The organism is Peribacillus sp. Bi96 (assembly GCF_918698115.1).
Classification (GTDB): domain Bacteria; phylum Bacillota; class Bacilli; order Bacillales; family DSM-1321; genus Peribacillus.
In genome coordinates, this window is sequence record NZ_CAKKLV010000034.1 from 1 (window position 1) to 24,428 (window position 24,428).

20 protein-coding genes, 2 rRNA genes and 1 riboswitch are annotated in these 24,428 nt (G+C 38.7%); of the genes, 18 read left to right on the forward strand and 4 right to left on the reverse strand.

Going from position 1 to position 24,428, the window contains the following annotated elements; all coding sequences use genetic code 11:
* The 3 genes from LQ203_RS24965 to LQ203_RS24975 all read left to right on the forward strand — a co-directional run.
* A 23S ribosomal RNA gene (locus LQ203_RS24965) occupies nucleotides 1–127 on the forward strand; the annotation flags it as partial.
* A gap of 64 nt (nucleotides 128–191) precedes the next feature.
* A 5S ribosomal RNA gene (gene rrf, locus LQ203_RS24970) occupies nucleotides 192–307 on the forward strand.
* A 261-nt stretch (nucleotides 308–568) separates the two neighbouring features.
* Nucleotides 569–1,408: a tyrosine-type recombinase/integrase gene (locus tag LQ203_RS24975; protein ID WP_230162362.1), complete on the forward strand. Its 840-nt coding sequence runs from the start codon at nucleotides 569–571 to the stop codon at nucleotides 1,406–1,408.
* 255 nt (nucleotides 1,409–1,663) lie between these two features.
* Here the strand turns inward: LQ203_RS24975 and LQ203_RS24980 are convergent, their stop codons facing one another.
* Nucleotides 1,664–4,792, reverse strand: a complete 3,129-nt coding sequence (locus LQ203_RS24980) for an efflux RND transporter permease subunit (protein WP_230162364.1) — start codon at nucleotides 4,790–4,792, stop codon at nucleotides 1,664–1,666.
* A 189-nt stretch (nucleotides 4,793–4,981) separates the two neighbouring features.
* Here LQ203_RS24980 and LQ203_RS24985 point away from each other — a divergent pair, with 189 nt between their 5' ends.
* The 5 genes from LQ203_RS24985 (at nucleotide 4,982) to LQ203_RS25005 (ending at nucleotide 10,766) form a co-directional block, all read left to right on the forward strand.
* Nucleotides 4,982–5,860 carry a TetR/AcrR family transcriptional regulator gene (locus tag LQ203_RS24985; RefSeq protein ID WP_230162366.1) on the forward strand — a complete coding sequence of 293 codons (879 nt, stop codon included), beginning with the start codon at nucleotides 4,982–4,984 and terminating at the stop codon, nucleotides 5,858–5,860.
* Nucleotides 5,861–6,020: 160 nt separating this feature from the next.
* Nucleotides 6,021–6,914 (forward strand): YegS/Rv2252/BmrU family lipid kinase, encoded by an 894-nt coding sequence (locus tag LQ203_RS24990; RefSeq protein WP_230162368.1) that lies wholly within the window; start codon nucleotides 6,021–6,023, stop codon nucleotides 6,912–6,914.
* 131 nt (nucleotides 6,915–7,045) lie between these two features.
* Nucleotides 7,046–7,708, forward strand: coding sequence for a hypothetical protein (locus LQ203_RS24995; protein WP_230162370.1), 663 nt, complete (start codon nucleotides 7,046–7,048; stop codon nucleotides 7,706–7,708).
* Between the two features lie 14 nt (nucleotides 7,709–7,722).
* Nucleotides 7,723–8,985, forward strand: coding sequence for an HlyD family efflux transporter periplasmic adaptor subunit (locus LQ203_RS25000; protein WP_230162372.1), 1,263 nt, complete (start codon nucleotides 7,723–7,725; stop codon nucleotides 8,983–8,985).
* Between the two features lie 200 nt (nucleotides 8,986–9,185).
* Nucleotides 9,186–9,334: riboswitch (cyclic di-AMP (ydaO/yuaA leader) on the forward strand.
* A gap of 172 nt (nucleotides 9,335–9,506) precedes the next feature.
* Nucleotides 9,507–10,766, forward strand: a complete 1,260-nt coding sequence (locus tag LQ203_RS25005; protein WP_230162374.1) for a cation:dicarboxylase symporter family transporter — start codon at nucleotides 9,507–9,509, stop codon at nucleotides 10,764–10,766.
* 59 nt (nucleotides 10,767–10,825) lie between these two features.
* Here the strand turns inward: LQ203_RS25005 and LQ203_RS25010 are convergent, their stop codons facing one another.
* Nucleotides 10,826–11,569, reverse strand: a complete 744-nt coding sequence (locus LQ203_RS25010; protein WP_230162376.1) for a class I SAM-dependent methyltransferase — start codon at nucleotides 11,567–11,569, stop codon at nucleotides 10,826–10,828.
* A gap of 209 nt (nucleotides 11,570–11,778) precedes the next feature.
* Here LQ203_RS25010 and LQ203_RS25015 point away from each other — a divergent pair, with 209 nt between their 5' ends.
* The 5 genes from LQ203_RS25015 to murF all read left to right on the forward strand — a co-directional run bounded on the left by LQ203_RS25015 (nucleotide 11,779) and on the right by murF (nucleotide 15,814).
* Nucleotides 11,779–12,561 (forward strand): hypothetical protein, encoded by a 783-nt coding sequence (locus tag LQ203_RS25015; RefSeq protein ID WP_230162378.1) that lies wholly within the window; start codon nucleotides 11,779–11,781, stop codon nucleotides 12,559–12,561.
* 113 nt (nucleotides 12,562–12,674) lie between these two features.
* A complete protein-coding gene (locus LQ203_RS25020; protein ID WP_230162380.1) occupies nucleotides 12,675–12,878 on the forward strand; it encodes a hypothetical protein in 204 nt (67 codons plus the stop codon).
* A 20-nt stretch (nucleotides 12,879–12,898) separates the two neighbouring features.
* Complete coding sequence (locus LQ203_RS25025) at nucleotides 12,899–13,084, forward strand: hypothetical protein (RefSeq protein ID WP_230162382.1); 186 nt, start codon at nucleotides 12,899–12,901, stop codon at nucleotides 13,082–13,084.
* A 106-nt stretch (nucleotides 13,085–13,190) separates the two neighbouring features.
* Nucleotides 13,191–14,273, forward strand: coding sequence for a D-alanine--D-alanine ligase (locus tag LQ203_RS25030; protein ID WP_230162384.1), 1,083 nt, complete (start codon nucleotides 13,191–13,193; stop codon nucleotides 14,271–14,273).
* Nucleotides 14,274–14,431: 158 nt separating this feature from the next.
* Complete coding sequence (gene murF, locus LQ203_RS25035; RefSeq protein ID WP_230162386.1) at nucleotides 14,432–15,814, forward strand: UDP-N-acetylmuramoyl-tripeptide--D-alanyl-D-alanine ligase; 1,383 nt, start codon at nucleotides 14,432–14,434, stop codon at nucleotides 15,812–15,814.
* A 49-nt stretch (nucleotides 15,815–15,863) separates the two neighbouring features.
* On the opposite strand, the gene LQ203_RS25040 is transcribed toward murF, so the two are convergent.
* Complete coding sequence (locus tag LQ203_RS25040; RefSeq protein ID WP_230162388.1) at nucleotides 15,864–17,015, reverse strand: PP2C family protein-serine/threonine phosphatase; 1,152 nt, start codon at nucleotides 17,013–17,015, stop codon at nucleotides 15,864–15,866.
* A 1,261-nt stretch (nucleotides 17,016–18,276) separates the two neighbouring features.
* On the opposite strand from LQ203_RS25040, the gene LQ203_RS25045 reads away from it, so the two are divergent.
* The 3 genes from LQ203_RS25045 (at nucleotide 18,277) to LQ203_RS25055 (ending at nucleotide 21,932) form a co-directional block, all read left to right on the forward strand.
* Entirely contained in the window at nucleotides 18,277–19,776 is a 1,500-nt protein-coding gene (locus LQ203_RS25045) for a DEAD/DEAH box helicase (protein WP_230162390.1), read from the forward strand.
* 220 nt (nucleotides 19,777–19,996) lie between these two features.
* Nucleotides 19,997–20,470 (forward strand): PH domain-containing protein, encoded by a 474-nt coding sequence (locus LQ203_RS25050; protein WP_230162392.1) that lies wholly within the window; start codon nucleotides 19,997–19,999, stop codon nucleotides 20,468–20,470.
* Entirely contained in the window at nucleotides 20,463–21,932 is a 1,470-nt protein-coding gene (locus tag LQ203_RS25055) for a PH domain-containing protein (RefSeq protein WP_230162394.1), read from the forward strand. The genes LQ203_RS25050 and LQ203_RS25055 overlap by 8 nt, the downstream gene beginning before the upstream one ends.
* A 27-nt stretch (nucleotides 21,933–21,959) precedes the next feature.
* Here LQ203_RS25055 and LQ203_RS25060 read toward each other — a convergent pair whose 3' ends face one another.
* Nucleotides 21,960–22,550: a rhomboid family intramembrane serine protease gene (locus tag LQ203_RS25060; RefSeq protein ID WP_230162397.1), complete on the reverse strand. Its 591-nt coding sequence runs from the start codon at nucleotides 22,548–22,550 to the stop codon at nucleotides 21,960–21,962.
* 104 nt (nucleotides 22,551–22,654) lie between these two features.
* Here LQ203_RS25060 and acpS point away from each other — a divergent pair, with 104 nt between their 5' ends.
* Nucleotides 22,655–23,011, forward strand: a complete 357-nt coding sequence (gene acpS / locus LQ203_RS25065) for a holo-ACP synthase (RefSeq protein ID WP_230162399.1) — start codon at nucleotides 22,655–22,657, stop codon at nucleotides 23,009–23,011.
* A gap of 236 nt (nucleotides 23,012–23,247) precedes the next feature.
* Nucleotides 23,248–24,252: an outer membrane lipoprotein carrier protein LolA gene (locus LQ203_RS25070; RefSeq protein WP_230162401.1), complete on the forward strand. Its 1,005-nt coding sequence runs from the start codon at nucleotides 23,248–23,250 to the stop codon at nucleotides 24,250–24,252.
* Nucleotides 24,253–24,428: the final 176 nt, after the last annotated feature.

Here is a 24,428-nt window from a genome sequence, read left to right on the forward strand (position 1 = left end):
TCAAGATGAGATTTCCCATGGCGCAAGCTAGTAAGATCCCTGAAAGATGATCAGGTTGATAGGTCAGAGGTGGAAGCGTGGCGACATGTGGAGCTGACTGATACTAATAGATCGAGGACTTAACCAACGCTTTTTGAAAAATGAAATACCTTCTTATTATCTAGTTTTGAAGGAACAACGTTCCTGATATGTTTGGTGACGATAGCGAAGAGGTCACACCCGTTCCCATTCCGAACACGGCAGTTAAGCTCTTCAGCGCCGATGGTAGTTGGGGGTTTCCCCCTGTGAGAGTAGGACGCCGCCAAGCCATTTTAAAGATCAGCCATCCGGCTGGTCTTTTTTTGTCGTTTGATTCCTTCTGAATTCTTGATTGAAACCAACTAAAAGGAAGAAACCGATAAGACTCATATAAAGAATGTTAGAGGTAGTATAAGATAGTGTATAGGATAGGACATACTATAAATGTATCATCATATCTGTATAAGACATATGGACAGATTGCTTCGTTTCTTTAGGGATATATGTTAAACTTAACTTAGTTCTGAAACTGTCATTGGGGGAATAGCCGATGGATACCTCTGCTAAAGAAGAAATGATTTTTTCGTTTGCTGAATGGTTGAGAGACCAAGGCAAATCAGATAATACGATCAAAACCTATACTGGTGTTCTTTCACAGTTTTGTGATCAGACACAAAAGATATTGTTGGAAATCCAATCTGAAGATGTTCAAGACTATCTTGACAATTTAGAAAATTGCAAGAAAAGTCCAGGGACAATTGAAAAACACTATATCGCTCTAAATGTATTCTTTAAATTTTTGGGTACGCCACAAATAATGCTTACTGTTGAACGTAAGATAAAAGAGCAGAAGCATGAGGTGCCTGAAACTTTAAGTATAAAAGAGCAGGAAATCCTGTTAAGAGATATAGAAGCAGAGGGAAATCTAAGGAACATTGCCATCGTATACCTGTTGTTACATACTGGAATTCGTGTATCTGAATTATGTGACTTGAATGGTCGGGACGTCATCATGGATACAGAGAAAAATTATATTGTTGTCAGGAACGCAAAAGGTGAAATTGATAGGAACGTTCCCCTTACATTATCGGCTATCCAACATGTGAAAAATTATCTTTATTCTTTAAAAGAAAAAGCAGACCCGCTGTTCATTTCAAGTTATAATCAAAGGATTACACCGAGGTCAGTTCAATATATATTGAAAAAATACAATGTGCACCCACATAAATTGCGTCATACATTTTGCCAAAGGCTAGTGGATAATGGAATAGATATACAAACAATATCAAAGCTTGCCGGTCATAAAGATTTAAACGTAACGAAGCGTTATTTAAAAGAAAAATCGCTGGATCTTGAAAATGCGATAGATCAAACTTTCACTAAACATTAACCTATAGAAGCTAAAAAGGAAGACGGAGTCTTTCTTTTTTTTGTTCCTATAAACAAACTAATTTAGTCCATAGGGGTCCGTCTAAGAAGGAAGCTGAGAGATGAAGCCATTAGGGGAGCAGGAGGTAGTTAAGCCTTGAAATGGGCTGTATTTAGCTTATATACTCATTCATATGGATGAGTTGATGAGGCAAGCTTCGATTCATTTGATCAAGAAAAGAGAGAGGGCATCCCATAATAGGGATGCCCTCCATTCTTATTTAGCTGTTTTTTTCTTCTTTTTGCCTATTTTCATGATTACTTCATAAACTACCGGTACTATGACAAGTGTAAGCAGTGTAGAACTCACTAGTCCTCCGATAACTGTTATTCCCAAACCTTGTGAAATTAATCCGCTGCCTTCTGCACCGATGGCCAGTGGTATTAAAGCACCGACTGTGGCAAGGGCGGTCATCAAGATTGGACGCAGTCGTGTTGATCCTGCCTCCAGTAATGCCTCACGAGTAGATAAGCCCGAGTCTTCATTTTTGATTACACGGTCCACTAATACGATGGCATTGGTTACAACGATACCAATAAGCATGAGGACACCCATCATAGCCGACACGCTGATGGTCTCACCTGCAATGAATAATCCTGCTAATGCCCCGATTACCGTAAATGGTAAGGAGAATAGAATGGCGATTGGTGCTAGACCGCCATGGAAAGTGACGACAAGGACAAAGTACACGATAGCAATTGCTGCTAACATAGCGATGCCAAGTTGAGTGAATGATTCTTGAATGTCTTCGGTTACTCCACCATAGTCAACGGAAACACTTGCAGGAAGGTCTAATTTATCAACTTCCTTTTGTACCTTAGCTGTTACTGCTGCTACATCATCCGATTTGATTGTTGCAGACACGTCGGCATAAATTTTCCCATCGCGACGGCTTATTGTGTCGGACGTCTTTCCTTCTTCGATTTTCACAAGCTCTTTTAATGGTATTTCCATACCCATTGGAGAGGTGATCTTCGTATTCTCAAGATCTTTTTTATCTTCAAATGTCGTTTCTTCTGTCTCGACATATACTTTGACTTCTTCTCCATCTTTCTTAATTGTAGTTAGAGCATCATCTTTGTTCGAATTTGCAATGGACATACCAATTTGTGCAGCTGTTAGTCCAAGATCACTAAGCTTTTGCTGGTCCGCCACTAGTGTATATTGCTCATACGCATCGGAAAGACTCGTATCAACATCTTTTAAGTCTTTGTTTTTCTTCATGATATTCTGAATATCATCGATTACCGGTTCAATATCTTTTTGTGTATTTCCATAAACATAAAGGGTGGTTTCATTACTTGATGTTGATGTGAATTCTTGTTGTTTCCATGTTCCGGGTGTATCAAGGCTAGTTAAATCTTTTATGATCTTTTCTTTCTTGTCCCCGAAGTTTTCAGTGTCTTCATCATAGATTACATAGAAGAGAGCCGAGTTACCCGAGCCGCCCATCATGCCGGACATCATGTTTTCCCCTAGTGTGTATTGAACGGTCTCCACATCATCTTTATCCATGAAATATTTTTCTACTTTTTCGGTTTGTTTTTCAATATCCTCTTTTAGTTCACCTGGTGCTGGAGTGTAAGTAACGATGATCGTTTTTTCTTCATCTGCAGGCATGAAGCTGACACCGATACTTGGAATTAGGAATAAGCTGCCGACTAATAATACAATGGCCGTACCAAAAGTTATTAACTTATGGTTTAATGACCAATCCAGCGCTTTTCGGTAGAATAGAGATAGTTTGCTTGGCTTTTCTTCATGTGATTTTAATTCTTTTTCAGATAGTCCATTTTTAAATAAAGAGTCTGCCATGGCTGGAACAAGAGTGATGGCAATGATTAATGATGCAACTAAGGCAAACACCATTGTTAATGCGAATGGCATGAATAGTTCCCCAACTGCTCCCGTAACGCTCGCTAAAGGCAAGTAAACGGCTACAGTAACGATTGTTGATGATAGAATAGGGATGAACATTTCCTTAGTGGCAGAGCGTATTAATTCGCCGCCTTTTAATTGTTCGCCTTTTAAGGCCATTCTTCTATAGATATTTTCAATTACGACAATCGAGTCATCAACGACTCGGCCAATGGCAACTGTCATTGCACCTAGTGTCATGACATTTAATGAGATGTCCAATTGTTTGAGCACCAAAAGGGCTGCTAATAAAGATAATGGAATTGAAATGACAGAAATTAGAGTCGTTTTAAAGTTCCTTAGGAAAAGCATGATAACAATGACGGCAAACAGACAGCCGAAAATTGCCTTACTGATCATCGTTTCTACAGAATCTTTAATCGGTTTGGCTTGATCAAGCGTAGTATGTACGCTTACGCCTTTGAAATCTTCTTTGAAATTCGAAACTTCTTCTTTTACTTCGTCTACGATTGCAACCGTATCGGCATCAGGCGATCTTGTAACCTGGAGTCCGATCGATTCGCTGCCGTTTGTTCTTGAGATAGATTCAGCCTTACCGGTGATTTTAACTTCGGCAATGTCTGATAATTTAACATTTTGTGGTTGGACAGTATTTGGTGCCAGTCCAGGAGATACTTGATTTGTATCAGGTGCACCTTGAGTTGGTGTTTCTGTTTTTGAACCACCCGTTAAAGGTATTTTAATACTTTTCAGGTCTTTTAATGTGGAGATGTTTCCATCAACAACGATCGTTTTTTCTTTATCTTCAAAGTTATATATGCCTAGTGGCATTTTGACGTTAGCAGCTTGGATTACCTTCTTCACAGTCTCTTCGTCGAGTCCGTATTGCGCCATCTTATCTTCATTGAATACAAGGCTGCCTTCATTTACTTGTTGTCCGGAAATTGAAACGGATGTTACACCGTCAATCCCTTCAAGTTTAGGTACTAACACCTCTTCGACGTTTTTTGTCAGGGCAGGCAAATCAGAATCCTTATCTGTTACACTGAGTGCGACAACTGGAAAAGCGTTTAATTCCAATTTAGATACGCTTGGGTCATCCACTCCATCAGGTAGTTCTAATTTCTCTAATGCTTCTTTCACTTCTTTTACAGCGTCGTCCATATCCGTATCATAATTATATTGTAATTGGATGGAAGAAACATTGGCCATGGAAGACGAACTGACTAATTCGACTCCTGATAAATTTGTGACTTTCTGTTCAATCTGTTCTGTGAGTTTATCTGCTACTTCTTCAGGTGCAGCTCCAGGGTATACGGTGGAAATGCTTATTAAAGGAGTTGAGATATTGGGAATGGTTTCTTGCTTCATGTTTAAACCAGAATATAAACCCGCTGCAACGATGATGATTGTAAGCAGCCAGATTGCCAGTTTATTTTTCAAAGAAAATTTAATTATAGAATTCAAACTATTACCCTCCATACTTATATTGTGACTAGTCGGTCATAGACTCAAATATATAGTATAAGTATTATGATTGCAATAGATAATAACTGTTAGTTTTATCGTTGTGATTTCAAGGGTTTTGGGATACAATATGGATGAGATGACTGAGTGGTCATAAGTGGATAATATTTATTGGATAGGATGAATTTGATGAATGAAAAACATAAAATGATTATAGATAAGTCTGTTGAACTTTTCGCGGAGAAAGGCTATCATGCTACTTCCGTTCAGGAAATTGCTGAAAAGTGCGGGATAGCAAAGGGATCTTTTTATAATTACTTTAAATCGAAGGAAGAGTTGCTCGTCTCTATTTTTAAAAATTTTTATGAGGCGTTGACGGACTCTTTGCTCGATCTGGAGCTTGATGATTCTTTATCAAGTAAAGACAAGTTTTTAAGGCAAATCACTGTTCATATTGAGCATGTGACAGGAAATACCAACTTCATTCAAATGCTGATGCAGGAACAAATGGTTCATATCAGCAAAGAATTGGATAGTTTTTTACATTATATCCATGAAGAGGGCCTGATTTGGTGCAAGCGTAAAATCATTGAGTTATATCCAGATCTCTCGGCTGAGCTATTGCCTGATAGCACGATCATATTAGATTCCCTTTTCAAAGGATATATCGGAATGTTAATCAGAAAAAAAGATGCCTACGAAGTGGAATTGTTACCTAACTTCATCTTGAACCGGATGGATTCGATTATCGTAAGCCTGCAAAACAAGGAAGATCCATTATTGAAGCAATTTCCATTACCAGAATGCTCTTTGCGGGAATTGAGCCCTAAAGAGGAAATCAATTCGATCATCGGCAGGATGTTGGAAGTGGAAACGCGTAAAGAAGAGGGAATGGAAACAAGTAAAAATACGGAAGCTTTAAAGGCGATTCAAGAAGAGTTTCCTAAAGCTAAACCAAATTCGATTATCCTGGAAAGTCTTTTGTTGTTTTTGGAAAAAAATGAAAAACGAAGTCCCCTTTGTTCAAAGCTTATCTTAACGATGAAGGATTATTTGATGAAATTATGAAGGCTTTACGGAAAGGGGCGTATAGCCTCTTTTTTATGTGGATACTTTGTGGAATTTTAATTCTGAATTTTCGAATATAAGATTGAGTTTCAACAGGTAGCCTTTAGGAAAAGGTAATTATAAAGAAGACAATTCTTGCTTTGAATATGGAGGCTACGTCATGAGATGGAAAAAAGGAATGCTGATTTACAATAAAAAAGCCGGGAATGATAAACTCGAAAGAAATCTCGAGCAGTGTCTTCCGGTTATAGCTCCTCATATTGATGAGTTCCTTATTCTGCAAACGAAGGAAAAAGGCGATGCAAGTCGTTTCTGCTCGGAATATGGGGAAGACATGGATGTTGTTTTTGTATTGGGAGGAGATGGAACCGTTCATGAGTGTGTTAATGGTCTTTCACCACTTGGAAAGAGGCCGCTGTTTGGGGTTTTACCTGGAGGGACGTGCAATGACTTCTCCAGGACATTAAAGATTCCACAAAATGTTCGTCAAGCCTCGGAAGCACTTGTAAATGGCAAGGTTCGTTCAATTGACATAGGGCAGGCCGATGATGACTATTTTTCGAATTTTTGGGGTATTGGACTTATTTCTGACGCATCAAGCAATATTGATGAGCAGGAAAAAAATAAGTTCGGAAAGATCGGATATTTATTAAGTGCGGTTAGGACGATTGGAGATAATAACCCGTTTCCCTTTAAGCTCCAATATGATGGAAATATGATTGAAGGTGAAGCAATCATGATTTTGGTCTTGAATGGATGTTATATTGGTACTAATTTATTGCCATTTCCCATGGTTAGTCCTGACGATGGGCTGCTTGACATTGCCATCTTAGAAAAAGCAAACCTTAGTGCATTTTTAGAAATAATAGCTATGAAACGTTCGTGGACTGAAAAACTGAGATCGGAGTCAGGGGTGACATATTTACAGGCTGATACTCTGACCGTTGAAACTAATATGCCGCTTGATGTAGATATGGATGGAGAGATCTATAGCCAAACACCTACCCGGATTAAAGTCCTCGGTCATCATTTATCGGTATTAACGCCGAATTAGAGAAGAGAGTATTAAATATTAAGGTAAGTGATATGTGTTTTTTTTGTTTCATTCATTCCTTATTTCTGCATTTGCTTCCAAAATAAGATAAAATATAGAATGATATATCATTTTTTGCAGGAGGAACACATATGGTGTACCAGGTCAGATTGTTAAAGGGCATTTTAGAGCCCCATAGGAGTCGTTACCAGCTGCAAAATGCAGAAGCGGTCACACGGCTTGGATGGAAACTACTATTATTATATTTTCTTAGTGTTATAGTTTTTGCAATTGGAGGATATTTCGGCATTGGCTCTGAGTCATTTTCCAAAGAAATCACAAAGATGACTGCTGATGAATTTGAAGCGGGAAAGTTGCTGATAGTTTGCGGTAATATTTTAGCAGGTCTATTTTATCCTTCTATATATATATTTTTATCTTCTCTATTCTTTTGGATTGTTACGGATATCCCATACATAAAATTAGTAATCGTTCAAATGATCATTTTTGGTTTGCAATTATTGGAGAAAATATTGCTGCTTCCTCTATTCGTATTAATGGATATCGGAAACGATGCTAACCCTTTTTCGTTGGGTGTCATCAGTCAGTATTTTCTAAGAAGTGATTACTTTATTCATTTTTTCAGCGAAATCACCATTTTTCAATTTCTTATTATTGTCCTGCAATATTTCTATTTAAAGGAATTTACAGAACGAAATAAATATTTGGTCCTATCAATGACTGTTCTATTCTATTTGGCCACGTGGTTTGTTAAAGCCTTTTTAGCATATATCCAAGTGGGCGTATTTGTATAAGGCGGGTGAAAAGAATGAGGGCGAAATGGAAAATAGCGGCAGTATCTGTTGCTTCGATTACATTAATAACCGTTAACTTATACCTTATTGAGCAGAAAGAAAGCAAAGTGGAACGAACTGTTTTCGTGGAAAACTGGACTAAAGTAAAAAAAGATACAATTAGGGATACCATCCAAACAAAAGGGGTAGTTAAACCTGTAGAAGAGTATGATATCTATTTCGATGCCAAGAAAAACGACTTTAAAAAATTTCTTGTAAAAGAGGGAGATGAGGTAGCGGCTGGCACTCCGTTATTCGAGTATACGACAGCCGAACTTGATGCGCTTAAAGCGAATTTAGAAGCGGAGAAAACAGCTGCTGAAGGAGGGATTGCAGGAATTGATGAATACATAGGGAAGTTGAGGACTTATCAAGGAACCCTGAACAGCAATCCTGATAAGGCGGTCATCGATGACTCGGTAGAAAAGAACTTGAATATTGATGTAACTACAAGTTCTACAGATCTTATCAAAAGTAACATTGAGCAAGAAATGTACAAGCAAGAACTAGAAAAAAGCAGCTTGAATGAAAAAGTGAAAATGTATGATGCTCAATTAAGCTCAATCGAGGAGCAAACCAACGCGGTTGAGACGGCCAGTGAAGCAGATGGTGTTGTTAAAAATATCAATAAAAACCTGAACAATCCCATTGTATCCATTGTTTCAACAAATATGGCAATTGAAGGGGATTTCTCTGAAGAAGAAATGAAAAAGGCTGAAGTGGGCATGACTATAAAAGCAAGTTCCCCTGATTTAAAAAAGTCATTGAATGGAACAATAGGTCGTATACATTCTTATCCTACAGAAGAGCCATCATTAAAAAAAGAAAGCAGATTTCCATTTCAGGCCATGATTGAACCGGAGGGTGAAGAAACGGAACCTTTGTTGGTTGGATCAAAGGTCAACCTTGCAGTAATAACCAATGAGAAAGCTGGTGTACCCTCCATTCCAGAAGAAGCAGTCCATCCAAAAAAACAGCCACATGTCTATAAATTGACTAAAAAAGGCTTTGTGGATAAACACTATATTACAAAAGGACTTAAAGCAGAAGGAAAGCAAGAAATCATAAAGGGACCGGCAGTTGGTGAAATCATTCTAATAGAACCGAATGGGGTAGTGAAAAACCATTCTCATTTTATTACTCCCATTCAATTAGAAAAAGTGAAACCTGCATCTTATAAAAAATTCACCAAAAGGGAAAAAGTAAGATATCTGTTACTTGGTATGTTGGAAAAATAGCTTTTTTTCATCAAATGAGGGGATGTCAAATTCGTGATAAATTATATATCCATATAATTTCATATGAATAAAATTGGGATGTAAAATTACGGGTATAATAGTCGTTAATGCAGAATATTCAGACATGTTTAAAGATTATTTCTAACAAGGGACGAGAATAAATATTTACAGAATCACATTTTTAGTATAATATTTTATTATAAGTTAACTCGCTTAATCTTATTCCAAGAACGGGGGACCCAATTTTGTGGATTCCTATCCGCTAGGGGTGAATTCAGAAATGAAAGGGCTTTTTGTGTTTCCAATCCTAACCCGACAGCTAACCTCGTCAGCGTCTTCAAGGGAACATGTGTGAATATTCACGCCAATAAGAAATCGACACATGAAGTGTCTTTTTTTTCGGCGTAAAGACAGAGTTTTTCAAAAAAAGAAAAATTACTTTCTTTCTATTACGATCTTGTTTCCCTTACCGAGACAAAATGTTTTTGCATCAAAGACTTTATGGAAGGTGAGGAAAGTATATGAAGAAAATCAAATTAAGTTTAGCTAGCCAAATTTTCATTGGTTTAATTTTAGGGATAATTGTTGGTGCCATTTTTTATGGTAATGCGACTGCCCAAAACTTTTTACAGCCATTCGGAGACATTTTCCTGCGAATGATTAAAATGATTGTTGTGCCAATCATTGTGTCAAGTCTTATCGTTGCAGTTGCCGGTGTAGGTGATTTGAAAGCGGTAGGTAAATTAGGAGCTAAATCACTATCATACTTTGTAGCGGTAACTATGATTGCGATTGCTGTTGGTCTGATTTCTGCGAATATCATCCAGCCTGGTGCTGGTGTGAATATGGATAATCTGGAACAAACGGATATCTCCACATATGTTGATACAGCAGAAACTAAGCAGCATGAATCGTTTGTAGATACACTCGTACACATTGTGCCGTCGAATCCAGTACAAGCTATGGTAGAAGGAGATATGTTAGCAATCATTTTCTTCTCAGTATTGTTTGGACTTAGTATTGCGGCTATCGGTGAAAAGGGTAAACCGGTATTCCGTTTCTTCCAAGGTACAGCTGAAGGAATGTTCTACCTAACTAACATGGTCATGAAATTCGCTCCTATCGGGGTATTTGCACTAATCGGTGTGACCATCTCCAAATTCGGTTTGGAATCTTTAATTCCATTAGGTAAGTTAGCGCTTTCTGTATACGGAACAATGATATTCTTTGTCCTTGTTATTCTGGGTCTTATTGCAAAGTTTGTAGGATTCAATATCTTTACGTTGATTAAGCTTCTTAAAGAGGAATTGATTCTTGCATTCTCCACAGCAAGTTCAGAAGCGGTGCTTCCGAAAATCATGGAAAAAATGGAGAAAGCGGGATGTCCGAAACATATTGCAACATTCGTTATTCCGACTGGATACTCCTTTAACCTTGATGGCTCTACATTATATCAAGCGTTAGCAGCTATTTTCATCGCTCAAATGTACGGAATTGATTTAAGCGCGTATGAGCAAATCACGTTAATGCTAGTATTAATGATCACATCCAAAGGGATTGCCGGTGTACCGGGTGTATCTTTCGTAGTTCTTTTAGCGACATTGGGAACTGTCGGTATTCCTATTGAAGGTTTAGCATTTATCGCTGGTATCGACCGTATTCTTGATATGGGACGTACAGTAGTAAACGTTATCGGTAATTCACTTGCAGCAATCGTCATCTCTAAATGGGAAGGTCAATTCAACCCTCCTTCCAAAGAAGAACTAGAACAAGTTTCTTGATCCAAAAATCCAGAGTGATATCCTCACTCTGGATTTTTTTGATTTTGAAAAACGAATGTTTATTTTTGAACGATCCAAAAGCGGCAATCCGATGAGAAATTGATGACATCATCGCTTTCATGGAATAATTCACTTCGGTAAAAGCTCTCGATGACTGTAAATCCTGCTTCTTCAAGACAATCAAGTACTTCAAGTTGGTTTGGGATATGAAGATAAGTATCATTCTGAAGTATTTTTCCAGGTGTGAAAATATCCCCGAATTCATAAAGCCTCTCATCTTGTTTACCTTCACACCAAATAATTTCCTCTTGCTCCCAGAAGTTCAGGTAATTTTCATTTTTATCACGGTCGTGTGTAGTGAAAATGAAGATGCCTTCAGGTTTTAAAATACGGTTGATTTCTTTTAAAGCTAAAGTACGGTTTTTTCGCTGGGGGATTTGCATAAAACCATTAAAGGCGAAGATTGCTTTATCGAAAGATGAGTTGTTGAAAGGGAGGTTGGCTGCATCGCCAAGAATAAATGGTATATCCAGGTTATCTTCGTGCGATATTTTTTCAGCTTCAGAAAGCATGGCAGGAGTTAAATCAAATCCGGTTATTTTTTGAAATCCTTTTTTATACAGCGCGAAGGTGGTTCTTCCTGTTCCGCATCCGATATCAAGGATCGTATCATCCGGATATAAATATTTTTCGAATGCATATTTTTCCGATTGCCAAAGCCCTATCTTTTTTGTTGCTTGAGCATAAAGGGAAGCTGCTTCATGAAAAGAATTAATGATAAAACCTTTTTCAATTTTATCCATCGTCAATTCCTCCAGACCTTTATTTTTACTATAATATGGATATTTGAAATTGTCGAGCTTGTTCCTTATCTTATAAGGTGAGTATAGAGTTCGGTTTTCCATTTATTCACACGATGCGGGATAAAAATTCTGGGTTACATAACTTACTTGAAATCCAAAAAGTTTGATAAAATAACATTATTGATTGAAAGCTCGGAGGGGAACAGGTTATGAAGAATGATAGCAATGATATTTTATATATGCATATGCAAGCTTCCGAAAGGTTTGTCCTTTTTAATGGACTCAATTTTCGCGAATTTGCCTATTCACTGCCATATACCTTGGATTCCATCTTATTATTGAAACATCAATTCGATGGTGGGGAATACAATTTGAATGTTCTGCTTGAGAGCGCTTCATCTGAGGATATCGCTAAGCTGGTTAAAGAAAATGTCCGGGCATATGGAGATTTCTGTTGGATTGATTTTGAAGAAGCGGAAGGGCTGGATGAATTGGATGGAAAGGAATTATCGGAACTTTTATATTTAGGGCATACGAAAACTCATTTGGAGCCTCCATTTTTTCGTAAATTGAATAATCAATTTGTGTATCTTGCACAGGATGATGGCTGGTTCAATAAAATATATTTTCGTTCTCTTTCGACATATTATATGATGTTGGGTAGTCTAATTCCGCTAAAGCTTGAGCCGTCAAAAGTGGAGAGGACTTGGCTTGGGATCAGAAAGAAAAAAGAATTGACGGCCATTCCTGCAGAAATCATTGCTTCCTTGGCTCCCATTCTCGCAGAAGGGCTAATTTTTTCATTTCGGGACGTTAAGTACTCAAGAACGAAGATTGAGATACCGGCATGGGTCGTGGGAGATTATTTAAACATGGATGAGATGCATGAAGACTTTTCGGATAGAAATTTGAAGGAGCCGGACGTCTTCATTTCCTTCAATCGAAAAGAGAAAGTATGGGAATGCGTTATTAAAAACAAATTACTTTCCTGATTATTCCCATCTTAAGACTTTATTGATTCGCCTATTTCCCATTCTTGAATTTTTTTAGGTGTAAGACTTACTACCTCATGCATAAAAGATAAGAGAGGGGGATGCACAGGATTGTGGCGAATTTATCCTGTGTACCACTGTTAGTAATCATTGGAAAAGCACCAATGATGGAAGTTTCGCTTTTCCCCGCATTAACAGGCTGTAGGGTATCGGTGGAAATGAAGGTTTATGGGTATCGAATGGAAATCCAAATTAAAAATATGGGTAAAAAACAGCCTGTAAATGCCCGAATGGCTTCGACGCATAGGATATGCTAGCACAGGAGTTGCCACAGGACGTGGCGAATTTATCCTGTGTACCACTGTTAGTAATCATTGGAAAAGAACCAATGATGGAAGTTTCGCTTTTCCCCGCATTAACAGGCTGTAGGGTATCGGTGGAAATGAAGGTTTATGGGTATCGAATGGAAATCCAAATTAAAAATATGGGTAAAAAACAGCCTGTAAATGCCCGAATGGCTTAACTAACCATCATTGGAAAAGAACCAATGATGGAAGTTTCGCTTTTCCCGTTTTAGTGTAAAATGATACAATGAACATGGTTAAAAGAATATTGGAGGGTAATAACTCATGAAAACTAAACTTGGATTGCTTTATGGTGGAAAATCTGCGGAGCATGAGGTTTCTATGCAGACAGCTTTAGCGGTCATTAAAGCTCTCGATTTAGCAAAGTTTGATATATATCCGATTTACATAACAAAAGAAGGTTCATGGATTAATGGACCGAAGTTAACAGGACCTGCTGAGAGTGTAGAGGCTCTGACATTTTCACCGGAAAAATCGAGCTCGCCTCTTGCCTTGCAAGCACATTCAACTGATGAAAATAGTGAATCAACAGGGTATGACGTAATTTTCCCGTTGCTTCACGGACCAAATGGAGAAGATGGAACCGTACAAGGGATGCTGGAACTATTGAATCTCCCTTATGTAGGCAATGGCGTTTTAGCTTCATCAGCTGGAATGGATAAGGTTATCATGAAAAACATTTTTGCCCAGGCAGGACTTCCTCAAGTCAAATACACTTGGTTCATTCGTTCTGAATGGGAGAAAAATACTGAAAGTGCCATAAAAAAGGTAGCGGATGATATTGGGTACCCATGTTTTGTCAAACCTGCTAATTTAGGCTCGAGTGTCGGTATCAGCAAATGTAATGATGCTGATGAGCTGGAAAAAGCGGTAGCGGAAGCTTTTCAATTCGATCGGAAGATCATCATTGAAGAAGGGGTCGTAGCTCGTGAGCTCGAGTTTGGCATTCTTGGTAATGATGACCCGTCTTGTTCAGTGGCAGGCGAAATCATCCCTCAGAAAGATTTCGCGTTCTATGATTATTCAGCAAAATATGTTGACGGTAATTCAGCGATGGTCATTCCAGCGGAGATAAAGGAAAGCGAGTATGCAGCTTTATCTGAAATGGCCATTACTGCCTTCAAGTCATTAGATTGCTCGGGATTGGTTCGCGCTGATTTCTTCCTAACGAATGAGGGCCAAATCTATATTAATGAAGTGAATACAATGCCTGGGTTTACTCCTTTCAGCATGTTTCCGTTATTGTGGAAGCACACAGATGTTGACTATCCAGCGTTAATTGAAAAACTCGTGAAGCTTGCCTTGGAACGTCATCAAGAAAAACAACAAATCAAATATACAGTTTGATCATGCAGGTAATGTCTCAGTAAACTTCACAATCCACCAAAAATGTTTTGGTGGATTCCAATCAGCAGGAGCCGGTGCGATTTAAACTGGTTTCTGCTTCATTTGGTTAATGGGTAGGAGAGAGTGGTTAACGGTTTAATGAATGTAGGAGGAACAAAATGATAAAGAGAACGTTAAAACAAGTACATGAAATGACAGATGGATTGAATGATATCACTCCATTCCTGTCCAAAGGAATTCATGGTGTTACCATCGATTCAAGGAAGGTAAAGGAAGGATGTTTATTCATTCCACTTAAGGGTGGGCAGGTTGATGGCCATCAGTATGTCAAGCAAGCTTTAGCGCAAGGAGCGGCGGCTTCGCTTTGGCAACGCGATGTTCCCAATCCACCTGACGGTTTACCGATAATCATTGTCGAAAATACTGAAAATGCACTGCAGCAATTAGCGCGTTCTTATCGTCAGCAGTTGAATATAAAAGTCATTGGAATAACAGGCAGCAACGGTAAAACAACGACGAAGGATATGACGGCTGCCCTTCTGGCCACTACGTATAAGGTTCATAAAACCAATGGGAACTTCAACAATCATTTAGGCTTACCACTCACGGTGCTTTCCATGGATGAGGATACCGAAGCAGCTGTTTTGGAAATGGGAATGAGCAGCCGCGGTGAAATCGAGTTTTTATCCAAGATTGCAAAACCGGATGTGGCCATCATAACCAATATTGGTGAATCACACTTATTGGATTTGGGATCACGTGAGGAAATTGCCAATGCAAAGCTGGAAATTGTTGAAGGTTTAGCGAAAGATGGAACGCTGATATATCATGGCGATGAGCCATTGCTTAGGAATCGGATAAAAACGGACTTCCCTGAATTAAACGTCATATCTTTTGGACGTACAGAACAAAATGATTTATTTCCACAGACCATCACCCAGGGGTCGGACAGTACCACATTTACAATCACATGTGGTGAAAAGGAAATAAACTATGAGATACCCGTATTAGGCCATCATAATGTTCTTAATGCATTGGCAGCTATATTGGCAGCTAAAGAATTCCATGTGGTTGATTCAGCGATCCATGATGGTTTATCAACCATTCAGTTAACTAATATGAGGATGGAATTGGTCGAAGGTGCAAAAGGGCAGAAAATCATCAATGATGCATATAATGCCAGTCCAACCTCCGTTAAGGCTGCTGTCGAATTGATTGAGGGGTTATCCGGTTTTGAGAATAAGATACTTGTGCTAGGAGATATGTTAGAGTTAGGATCGCAGGAAAATGACTTTCATTTGAAAATTGGTGAATTGATTTCTGGTGATCGTATTGATAAGGTCTTCACGTATGGGCCATTAGCCGAGTTTATTGCCAAGGGAGCGAGCAAAACGTTTCCATCGGAGAATGTGCGTTCTTTTCAAGATAAGCAGGAGCTGATAGATGAACTGAAGACGTCTACACAGGCAAATGACATCATTCTTGTAAAAGCTTCTAGGGGCATGAAGCTGGAGGAAGTCGTTCAAGCCTTACAAAAGTAAAAAAGAATGAAAAAGGCCGAATCTTATTGAATCGGCCTTTTTCATGTACTTAAAAAAGTGTACCTGCAATAATGCTTATATCATCATTAATCTCCGAATGTCTCATCCTTGAAACCAATAACTTCTGCAGAAGGTCATGTGTATCAAGGTGGACATTATCGATAAATTCCATCTCGATACTTTCAGATCGGTCTGCGACTGAGGGGCTGGGCGTTTTAGAAAGACCATCTGTATAGATGATGAAACGGCTCCCTGGCTCATAATGCAATACTATTTTTTTTATGGACATTTCAGGAAAGAGTCCTATGGGGATAGCTCCCTCATTCAAATTGAGGAACCGATTGGTGCAAGGGGAATACATAAAGGCTGGAGGATGTCCGCAATTCACATATTCGATGAGTCTATCCTTTGTATTCACGTTTGCTATGAAGGCTGTAAAGCAAGGGATGGTTGTATTTTCCCTTTGCATTCCTTGGAAAAAATCCCCCATATGCTTGTTGAGTTCCTTTGTTATGAAAATTGGATCCTTTACCCGTTTGATAAGCTCGGGCATCAAAGTACGTATGGACATGTTTATAAGTGCAGTATGAATGCCTTTTCCACACACGTCGATCATGATGAAACTGTATTTCCCGTCATCGATCTCCGTCCAGTAAAATAAATCCCCTGACAGTTCACTAGATGGCTGAGAAAGACCCTTGACTTCTATATCTTTTTTTTTGATCGGCATCGGTAAACCTGAACGTTGAAAGCTTTTTGCAATTCGCAGACTCCTTGCTGATTTCTTGCTGATCTTTTCAAGTTCTTGCCCATTCATTTTTGCTGTGAACAGTTGCATGCTGATGTTTTGGAGTGATTTTAATTTAATTCTGACCTCTACTGGATCGGCTGGGACCGCAATTGTTTCATAAAAGGTTCTTTTGGGTAATGCAGGAGGATTCTTCATATCGTTAGTTCGTTTGTAAATAAATAAGATAGGGATTTCATAAGATTCAGCTAAGGCGAACAAAGCGGTTTGTTTCCAAGAATCTTTTGATATGTGTAAAGGTAAAATGAATAAGGATTGCATTAAGTCCGTTGAATCCTGGAAGAGATGGCTTTGATTGAGTGGATCCTCCAAAAAGATGACATGTTTGTTCGTTTGCCCTAACAGCAAACTAAACTCCCTACATATAGGGATATCGATTGTGTAAATATTCATACAACCCCCCTTAGTGTTTTGTTGATAGGTCAATCATACTGCATTTAGAACGATTTACTACCTTTTTTTCTTGAATAAATTGATTTTTCAAACTTTTGATGATCTTAAATGCCTGGATATATAAAGGTGATTGGGGATAAAGACCTTTTGTATCTATGGGATGATAGAAGGAATTCGGCATAAATATGGCAACAAATCATTCTTGGAAAAGGATTGTGAAACTATTTGATTAAGACACATATCATGTATATATAAGATGTTCGTTTAGAAAATTCATTTAACATTTACATCTATTAGGCTGCACCAAGAAAGAATCGATTTATTTAAAATTGGATAAAGTAACTAGGGTAAACCTTTTGTTGGATCAGGACTTTGCTTCTCTAAAGGGAAAGCTGAAATCAATCTGAATCTTTTCGTCCTTCAATAAAGTTACACATTTTGGATTAAAATGAACTTGCTTTCTTCCTTGCCGAACCGTAGCAGCGCAGTGGATTCCCATGCAGTTCGCATTTTAGAATCGACCTAATGTTTTTAGTAACCATGAATGGGGTCATATCCTTTATTGCAAAAACAGTTTGAAAATGGTAATATGAGTATGAGTTTAAATGTCTTATCATTGATGATTAATTCAATTAATCAGGTTGAGGCAATAAAATCGCATGTTCTTACATGTTTCATGAGTTCATTCTTGAGATTATTTTAGATTAAATAGGCCGCGCGTCTGGTCATATATAAAAGCTGCATCTCTTGGCGGCTTTAGTAGCTATTAGGGAATCAAGCCGCATTTAAGCGCTTTTCCACTTCTGCAAATCCTCAACGCACCGGGCCTGTTTTGTATAAGAGTCTTGGCTCTCGTCAAGTTTTGTTCATACAGCTTTTTAAGTCTGTTGAATAATGTGCAGCAGCCCTCACCTGAATAAAACGGTGAAACACCCGTTTATGCTACTTTTAATTTTCCATATTGAATTTAATTTTGGTTACATGTACTTTTAAAAAGATGAGCGTATGTTAAAAATAAGTCTACACGTGCGCGAAGCTAAAAATGCCAGTGAATGCCCGTACTGGTATATTTCCTTTTTAAAAAATCATATTGAGTTCATTTGAACTAAAAGGCAGACATACTTTTAGGTGATAATGATAAACTTTTTCATAAGAGATAAAGTAGAACATCCGTCATGATGATGAGGATTTGAACTAAACATCTGTGCATGATTATTGAATGCACGTGTAAATTTACGATATAAAAAGGAGTACGAAAACATTGACATTGTTTAGCGAATTAGGATTAGATAGAACGTCTATGAAATCAATAGAAAAAATGGGATTTGAAGAAGCAAGCCCGATTCAAGCCCAAACGATACCTCTAGCACTTGAAGGTAAAGATATCATCGGTCAAGCGCAAACAGGAACAGGTAAAACAGCAGCATTCGGTATTCCATTGATGGAAAACATTGATATTAATAACGAAAACGTGCAAGGAATCGTTATTGCACCTACACGTGAGCTTGCCATTCAAGTTTCTGAGGAACTTTTCAAACTTGGTTACGGAAAACGCGCTCGTGTACTAGCGGTTTATGGTGGACAAGATATCGATCGTCAAATCCGGGCTTTAAAGAAAAAACCACATATTATCGTTGGTACACCTGGTCGTCTTCTAGACCATATCAAACGTAAAAATATTAAATTGGGCACAGTTCACACCGTAGTTCTTGATGAAGCGGATGAAATGCTTAACATGGGATTCATTGAGGATATCGAATCAATCCTTTCAACTGTTCCTGATGAAAGACAAACATTGCTTTTCTCAGCAACAATGCCTGATCCGATCCGTAAAATTGCTGAAAGATTCATGCATGAACCAGTTCTTGTGCGTGTAAAAGCAAAAGAAATGACAGTCGATCGTATCGAACAATATTACTTGGAACTTAAAGAAAGTGAAAAATTCGATACACTGGCACGCCTTTTTGATATTCAAACACCGGACCTTGCCATTGTCTTCGGACGTACGAAACGCCGTGTTGATGAATTGGCTTCTGCATTGAATATCCGCGGTTACATGGCTGAAGGTATACATGGTGACCTTAGCCAGGCAAAACGTCTTTCCGTATTGAAAAAGTTTAAAGACGGCAGCATAGATGTACTTGTTGCTACTGATGTTGCTGCACGTGGTCTTGATATTTCCGGCGTTACACACGTATACAACTTTGATATCCCTCAAGATCCAGAAAGCTACGTTCACCGTATTGGGCGTACAGGACGTGCGGGTAAGCATGGTATTGCGATTACGTTTGTAACACCAAGAGAAAGAGGCCAACTGCATGCGGTTGAACATACAACGAAAAAACGTATGGAGAAACTTAAAACTCCTACATTAACTGAAGCGTTGGAAGGTCAACAAAAGGCAGTAACTGAAAAAATCCTTTCCTCAATCGAGAATGATGATTTATCATTATACCTTGGTCAAGCGGAAGAATTATTACAAAAACATAGCGCAGCGGATTTAGTTGCAGCCATGCTTAAAACAATGACAAAAGAACCGGATCAAACGCCAATCAAGTTAACGGAAGAGTCTCCATCTCCAATGCGCCGCAATCGCGGAGGCAGTGGTTCTTCTAATAACAGACAGCGCAACGGCCGCAGTTCTTCAGGCAGAAAAGATTACGGTAGCAGTTCAAGTAAACGCCCAAGCACGAACCGTAAATCGAATGGTTACGGAAACCGTAGCACAAGCCAAAAAAGAGAAAAGTCAAATAAAATTTAATTAAAATTAGAGATGCCGCTCATTTGAGCGGCATTTTTTATATGCCTAATCATATTGAATTGGTTTCCATATGATTAGGCGGTTATTGAATGAACCGTATATGAGATTGTATGAAAAGTGGGTTAATTCCTGGCATTTAGTTATAGTATAATGGATGAAAGCGAAGGATGGATGATGGACATTCATTCAAATATATACCTATGCAGAAGAGGAGAACCTCATGGTACCTGAAAATCGTATATCGAATAAGGCCTTGACCGTATGGAAAATCAGTGGACTTATAGGCTGTTCCATAACATGGATTATAAGCATCGCCATACTGGTGCTAACAATCATTTTTGATTGGACATATTGGTTTTTTGGAGCGTTGATCATCATTTCGATAATTCAAGCCTACTTGACCATCTTTCTGATGCCTTCTGTAAAATGGAAAAGATGGCGTTACGAAGTAAGGAATACGGAAATTGATATCCAAAGTGGTATTTTCGTCATTAGAAGAACACTCATACCTATGATTAGGGTTCAGCATGTTGAAACGAAGCAAGGACCTTTATTAAGAAAATATGATTTAGCATCCGTTGAGATTTCCACTGCAGCAACCATGCATGTGATACCTGCACTGGACCTTGCAGAGGCAGATGAATTGCGGCACTATATTTCTAGAATGGCGAGTGTGGAGGAAGAAGATGTCTGAACCTAAAAGGCTCCACCCCATAGCTGTTTTGCTCAATATTATTAAATCGATCAAGGAGTTAGTTATCCCTTTTTTATTAGTAATCGTTATTCCTGGGAAGAATGAAGGCATTCCAGGATGGATTCAACCGTTAGTCATTGCCATTATTGTACTTTTTCTTATTGTTCATGCATTCATTCAATGGTTACGCTTTACATATCGGATGGAGGACGGCGAATTTAGAATTGAGTCCGGAGTATTCGTAAGGAAGAAGCGGTATATAAAGTTCGATCGGATCCATAGTATAGATATTTCAGAGGGCATCATCCAGCGACTATTCAGGCTGGTGAAGTTGAATATTGAAACGGCAGGCGGTGCGCAGGCCGATGCTGTATTATCAGCAATAAGAAAAAGTGAAGCCGAGCGAATCAATACTTTTATAAGCGAGGAAAAAAACAAAAAAACGAATGGCCTTCTTGAAAAAGAGATAGATGCAGGTGCTGGAAACGAAGAATTGGCTAATTCGTCCTCTGTTTTTAAGCAGACATTACCGCAATTATTCGTTATGGCTGCCACTTCAGGTGCTGTAGGTGTTTTTTTATCCGGCGGAATCGCTTTTATATCTCAGTTTGATGAGATCATTCCTTTTAATCGTATTTTTAAGGATTATGAAGATTTTATTGGGATGGGAACCGTTATTCTTACTGTGTTTGCTATATTGGGCTTGTTGGTGGTTTATGTACTGGCCACATTAAGTATGGTCATTAAATATGCTTCATTTACCGTTTTAAAAACGGATGAGGAACTCATTATTTCCAGAGGGCTTCTTGAGAAGAGACAGCTGACTATACCCATCCATAAAATACAGGGTATTCGGATCATGGAGAATTTCGTTCGGAAGCCAATGGGCTTGGCGACGGTTTATCTTGAATATGCGGGTGGAAGTATGGAAGATAAAGAAAGCCTATCCATCATGCTGTTCCCCTTGATCAAGAAGAAATATTTACATGGGAAAATCCAGGAAATTTTACCGGTTTATCAAACAAGCACGAAGATGAATTCATTACCTAGGCGTGCTTTTTCCAGATACGTTTCTCGTGGGATTCTTTACATTGTCCCGATCATCGGTGTCTCGGTTTGGTTTTTCAAACCTTGGGGCTTTCTTTCCCTGTTGCTTGTGCCGTTGGCAGGCTTTTGGGCTTACATGAGATATAGAGATGCAGGGTGGAGTATAGAAGGGGATTTGTTGCTATTAAGCAGTTGTTTTTTCTCTAAACAAACTTTGATCATGCAGAGAAGCAGGATTCAATCAATCACATATAAAAAGAGCTGGTTTCAGAACCGTAAAGAATTGGCTACGATTTCAGCTTCGATTAAATCTGGAGTCACCTCCCGGGTCGGCAGGGTTGTGGATGTGGAAGAGGAAGATTGCCTAATAATTAAATCATGGTATTTACCCAAAAAAGCAGCCGACTCCCAATGATTGAATGGAAAGAGTCGGCTGTTTGTCCTACCATTTTTTTCTCCAATATAATGGGGCTGTTAAAACGCCGGTTGCAAGACCAGCCAAATGACTGACGACGTTGATTTGAGGTTGGATGAAGGTCATGATGATGGCAATGCCGGTCAGTGTATAGACCGTATTTCTTTCGTTGTTGGTAAAATTACTTTTATTAAACAGGACAAGGTAAAGAAAGAAACCGAGTAAACCAAAAATTGCACCGCTAGCTCCTACATGGTTATATGTCAGTGGAAGAAATAAGAATGTCGCGATATTCGCAAGGATTCCGGTCGATAAAAAGAAGATCGAAAATTTAACGGATCCAAGAAATTTTTCTAAGGTTGGACCAAAGATGGCAAGTGAGAATCCATTAAACAGTAAATGTGTAAACGTGCTATGTAGAAAGATGGGGGTGACCAGGCGCCACCATTGTCCATCAGCGATGTATAAATTTACACCTGTGCCATAATAAAAAAGTACATTGCCGGGAAATATGGGGAAAAGCACGAGAACGAAAACAATCATCATAATGAAAATGAGCACAGTTACGGCCCGATAGGAAGTGGCGTATTGGCGGAAGCTTTCTGTTCTAGTAAACATATATTCCTCCTTATCATCGGTTTTTAATGCAATATTATCATTTATAGATAAATGGGTCCTCCTAATACTATGCAACATATTAATTTAATAGAAGAGGTGTCAAAGTGATTAAAGGTATAGGCGTGGACATTACTGAGTTGGATAGAATGGAAAAACTGATTAAACGGCAACCCCGTTTAAAGGAACGTATACTAACTGAAAAAGAAATCTCGATTTTCGAAAAGTTAAATGGAAGAAGGAAGATTGAGTATTTTGCTGGGCGTTTTGCAGCAAAGGAGGCTTTTTCAAAAGCATACGGTACAGGTATAGGTAAGCATTTATCCTTTTTGGATATCGAAATCAGTTCGGATGAAAAAGGAAAGCCAATGATATCAAAGCCATTTTCTGAAGGGGTCCATCTTTCGATAAGCCACAGCAGGGATTACGCGGTTGCTCAGGTCGTAATAGAAAGGGTGAATTGAGTTTTGTCCAATCGGGTCATAAACCTTAAGGTTGTCTCATATACATTTAGTGCTATAGGGAGACAAGGCCCGGTAAAAGGTACATGGCAGAGTAGGTGCTCTCGAAAAGTTTTTAGCCGGATCGGAGTGGTCCGCGTCTAATATACTGAAGAATTCTTGACATCAGTCGAGCCAATGTCCGGATCCTGCCTTTTCCTCTCCCTTTTACGTTCAAATGACAAAAAGGGGTTGAAAAGATGAAGAAGATGTTAGTGCTTTTTGCAGGGATCATGCTCTTGCTTGCTCTTTCTGCTTGCGGCCAAAAATCACAGGGTGACGTAGTAAGTGAATTGAATGAGAAGCTTGGCGAAATGAAAGGATATAAAGCTAATGCGAAGATGACACTAAAGATGGGGACCGAACCTCAAGTGTATAATGTGGAGATTTGGCATAAGGACCCTTCTTTTTACCGCGTAAATCTTAAAAATGAAGAGAAAGATCAAAGCCAGATGATTTTGAAAAATGATGATGGGGTGTATGTATTGACACCTGCTTTGAATAAGAGCTTTAAATTTCAAAGTGAGTGGCCGGAGAACAGCAGTCAGGCATATTTGTTCGAGTCGTTGGTGAAAGATATTACGGAGGATAAAAGTGCGACATTTAAAGAAACGGATAAACATTATGTCTTTGAAACGAAAACGCGCTACCAAAACAATAAAATGTTGCCTTATCAAGAGATTACTATAAACAAAAAAGATTTATCTCCAGTAAGTGTAAAAGTCATGGACCCCGATAAAACAGCATTAGTCCTAGTTGAATTTTTAAAGGTGAAATTCGATACGACTTTCGATAAAGATTCATTTGATATGAAGAAAAACATGACAAGTGCACAACTTGAAGCACCTGTTATGGCAGAAGTCCAAAATGAAGGGTTTGCGGTGAAATACCCCGAAAATATTGGTGATATGAACTTAACGGAAGAAAAAGAAATTACGACGGAAAAGGGAAATCGTGTCGTTTTGACATATGAGGGTACAAAAAGTTTTACATTAGTTCAGGAAAAAGCTGAAGTTGTCCAAACTTCCGTTTCAACGAATGTGAATGGAGAACCCGTTGATTTGGGTTATACAGTAGGAGCCATGACAGGAAATACGATTGCATGGACTTTTGAAGGTGTGGATTATATGCTTGCATCAAAGGACTTGTCACAGGAAGAGATGATAGAAGTCGCCCGTTCCGTTGGGGGAGATCCAGTCAAATAGGAATACATAACAAGCTGATGTTTCCCGTCTCCTTATGAAGGTTTCTTCTTGGAAGGTTAGGCGGGGAAGCGGCTTGTTATCTTTTGAAATCCTTTCATTTGATCTGTTTCGGCACCTTGTGAAATTATAGGTAAATCAGGATCAATGGTGAAAAAGCACTTTATCTTTCTATCCGT